This is a genomic window from Pseudomonas cuatrocienegasensis, assembly GCF_900110925.1.
In the GTDB taxonomy this organism is placed as follows: Bacteria; Pseudomonadota; Gammaproteobacteria; order Pseudomonadales; family Pseudomonadaceae; genus Aquipseudomonas; species Aquipseudomonas cuatrocienegasensis.
In genome coordinates, this window is sequence record NZ_FOFP01000043.1 from 1 (window position 1) to 3,856 (window position 3,856).

Below are 3,856 nucleotides of genomic sequence, written 5' to 3' on the forward strand. Positions count from 1 at the left end.
ACCATTGGAGCCATGGCCAAGGCCGATCCTAACCTGGCCTGGCTCAAGGAGATGGAGCAACGCGGCGACGTGGACTGGCGCCGCGTGAAGGAGGTGCACGACTCCTTCAAATACAGCAGCTCGGGGTTAGGGGCTGGGGCGCAGTTGGTGATAGCGATTGCAATCGCGGCTTATGCAGGCCCGATGATCAGCAACTTCATCGGGGCAGGTACTTCTGCAGGATCAGCTTTCGCTGCTGCGGTCCCTGCAACCGCTACATCACCGGCTATTGCAGCCGGCTGGGCCAATGTGGCGTTGACCGCTGCCGCTACTGGTGCAACCAGCAATGCCGCAGTCAGCGTTATCAACAACCGTGGCGACCTGGGCGCAGTGCTCAAGGATGTGACCTCCAGCGACAACCTCAAAGGCTACGCCACCTCGGCTTTGACCGCGGGCTTTACTACTGGGGTGCTGGATGGCGCCTTTGGTGTAACCGGTGACAACGTCAATAAGGTCACTAAAGGTTTTGACCTGAGTAAGACCAGTGATCTGGTCAACTTTGGCTCCTACCTGGGTGCGCAGGGTGCAGTGCAGGCGGTGGCCCAGACGGCTGTGCAAGGCGGAAGTCTTGGGGACAATCTGAGAAATGCATTGACCAAACAGGTACAGCATCTGCTGCAGGCGGTGGCGTTCAATGCGGCAGGTGACTTGGCCCTTGGCAATACTTGGGAGGAAGGTAGCCCGGAAAAGATTACCCTGCATGCTTTGGTGGGGGGCTTGCTGAGCGAAGCCACAGGTGGTGACTTTAAAACCGGGGCCTTGGCCGCAGGTGTTAACGAGGCTTTGCTTAAACAGCTGACGAATGTGATTGACGGAGATAGGAGTCTTGAGCTTGCGGTCTCGCAATTAGTCGGTGTGGCGGCAGCAACTGCGACTGGTGGCGATCCAGCAAAGGCAGCGGAGTTGGCGAAGAATGCAACGGCATATAACCGGCAGTTGCATGAACGCGAAGAGAAGTGGCTAAGAGAAAATGCCAAGCGCTTCGCGGATGACCAAGGTATCAGTGAGCAAGAAGCCTTGGAGCGGCTGAGCCAGCAGGCCTTGAAAGATGTTGACTACCTGTGGCGTGGGTTGCTTAGTGATGGTGATGACAATATCGCCAAATCATTTCTGGCTGACTCCGGGCAGACTTTCACTAATGATTTAGGGGGGCAACAGGCTTTATTTACGGCATCTGGACATCAACTTTTCCGGCCAGAAATGTTTGCCGATACAGCTGATACTCAGTTCTACAGGGACTTCGTACAAAGTGGTATCAGTAGAGAGCTGAGTGCTGGAGTTCTCAAGGAGCTTAAAGATTCAGGCGTTTCTCTAAAAAATGATGCAGTAGAGCTTGGCAAGCTGATCGTTAACGAACCAGGTATGGTCTTGGATGGCCTTTGGGAGGGTATCAAGGGGCTACCTCAGGGAGTTGTGGATAGCCTCCATGAGAGTGGTAACGCCATCGGCGAAGGTTCGGCCACAGCTCTGAATGAGGATATCTCCAGCAAGCTCAATGCTATTTATGGGATGGACGTCTCCACTGCACAGGAGACCATGCTGCTGGTTCGTACCGTCACGGCAGTTGTAAGTGCGGGTACAGTGGGGGCTGCAGGGAAGGCGACTGCGAACTTGAGTGGTGAGCTTGCCGATGCCGTTGGCAAGAAACTGGACAATGTTCTTAATGGGTTGGCTGAGCAGGCTTTAGTTAAGAGTGGTGGTATCCATGGGGCAGATGGCAAACCGCTGCTTGACCTTAAACAGCTGACTAACAAGCAGAAAGGTGTGATGGGTGAGTTGTTCGGAGAAAATACGGTAAAGCAGATCATTTCGGATGGTGAAAAGTTGGCGCGTATGCCTGGCGTTGGGGAAACCGGCATCGATGATCTGTACAAGGTCAATCGGCCGGATGTGGATTACGTGGTGATTGAATATAAGTTCGTGGGCACGGATAGCAAAACCGGTGCTTCTGTTTTGGGTAAACCCAATGATGGGGTACAGGGGAGTGAAAGTTGGACTCTGGGCTCTGGGCGGTTGGAAAAGGCGGTCGAGGATAGGGCTTTGGCGGCTGATATAGCCGACTCGATCCAATCTGGTCGCACAGAAACTTGGGTTGTCACTACGCGTGTCGACGGTGCTACGGAACTACAAATTTTGGATGGATTGGGCAAACCTAAACCGATAGATACGTCAAAAATTCTGACATCTAAAATGAGTCTGTCAGGGAGTCAGCCATGATACGTGCACCAATAGGGGAAGTGACTTATTGGGATAAATGGGTTGAGCATAGCGAGGGCCGCACAAAAAAGATGCTGGCTGCTTTAGGTCAGCCAAGAAAAACCCCCGTGTATGATCCGCAATATTCATTTGATGCAGCTTTTGAGCACTTGCGACTTATATTTGAACGCTACTCTCGAGGTGACCCCATCCGAGAGCTAGATCAACACTTTTCGGGGCTACTCGACGCTTGGGAACTTTCAAATCGTCTGTCCGACGAAATCTGTGCTGAGCATAATCTGAAAACCTGCCGAGATTGGACGTTCGAACTGCCTAATCTTAATCACTACAACTGGTGCTTTTGGTTGGTGGGGCTGGCTTTAGCTCTTGAGGTCCCGGATGAGCAGTGGCAGCGGCTTTTGGCGCTGATCGGCGGTGAAGGCGAGGATGTTCTACTCGATCGGGTGATTGCTAGTCGCCAGACGGGGCGGGTGATTGGTCGTCGTGTGTTGCATCCAAAGCCTTACGCCCGTTTGCTGCAGGCCGTTGACGTTTCGCAAGACCAGCAGGCATTCCTGCTCCACGATTTTGTCGAGCATTGGTACACGGAGTTAGCCCGCAAGGGTAAAGAGGAGTTGTGGTGGTACATCTATGGTGATTCGGAGAAGCACCCGTTGGAAAAAGGAAGCTACTTCGGCCGCTGGTGTATTGAAGCCATAGCCGTTGTGAAAGCATTTGGCTTGGACGACAGCCTGTGTCTAGGGCACGAACACTATCCAGGCGACTTGTTGCGCCCGAACGGACCAAGCACTCATTTGATCCGCCGTGCGCCTAAGAGCGGTTGGTTCGCGAAGTTTTTTGGCAGATAAGCACGCAGCCCGAGTACTGTGAAGTGGATAACACTTTGATTATTCACCGCTCTTTAAAAACTCAATAACCGATCACGGTGAAGCGCCATTGGGTGCTTCAGCTACCTGATCGAAACCAACCCCGAGCTGACCAACCTCAAGCAGTTTATGGGCTCGGACTACCTGCTCGGCAACCTCGGCTACGACCCCGACGCGGCGCAAAAACGCCTGGGCGATGGCCTTTACGAACAGCGCCTGGTGCGTGACGCCGTGGTGGCGCGCACCGGTCAGCGCTTCCTCGCTGGGTTGAGCAGCGACGAGGCGATGTACCGCTACCTGATGGACAACGCCCTCGCCAGCAAGGATGCCCTCGGCCTGAGCCTGGGCGTGACCCTGAGCAGCGAGCAAGTCGCCGCGCTGACCCACGACATCGTCTGGCTGGAAGAGCACGAGGTCAACGGCGAGAAAGTCCTGGTGCCGGTGCTCTACCTGGCCCAGGCCGAAGGCCGCCTGGCGGCCAATGGCGCCTTGATCCAGGGCCGCGACGTGACCCTGATCAGCGGCGGTGAGCTGCTTAACCAAGGCACCCTGCGTGCCAGCGAAAACCTCACTGCCACCGCCGGTAACATCAATAACAGCGGCCTGATCGAGGCGGGCGAGCGCCTGCAACTGCTCGCCACCGACAGCATCCGTAACGCCCAGGGCGGCATCATCGCCGGGCGCGATGTCAGCCTGACCGCCCTGACCGGTGATGTGATCAACGAGCGCAGCGT

Annotated in this window: 2 protein-coding genes and 1 pseudogene; all 3 read left to right on the top strand. The window is 55.2% G+C overall.

The annotated features are described in order from the left end of the window. A partial coding sequence (locus BMW49_RS24305; RefSeq protein WP_208600993.1) for a DUF637 domain-containing protein occupies positions 1–2,256 on the top strand: 2,256 nt, incomplete at its 5' end. Next, positions 2,253–3,104, top strand: a complete 852-nt coding sequence (locus BMW49_RS24310; RefSeq protein ID WP_069522628.1) for a PoNe immunity protein domain-containing protein — start codon at positions 2,253–2,255, stop codon at positions 3,102–3,104. The genes BMW49_RS24305 and BMW49_RS24310, both read left to right, overlap by 4 nt. A gap of 102 nt (positions 3,105–3,206) precedes the next feature. Continuing rightward, positions 3,207–3,856: pseudogene (locus BMW49_RS24315) on the top strand (hypothetical protein); the annotation flags it as partial.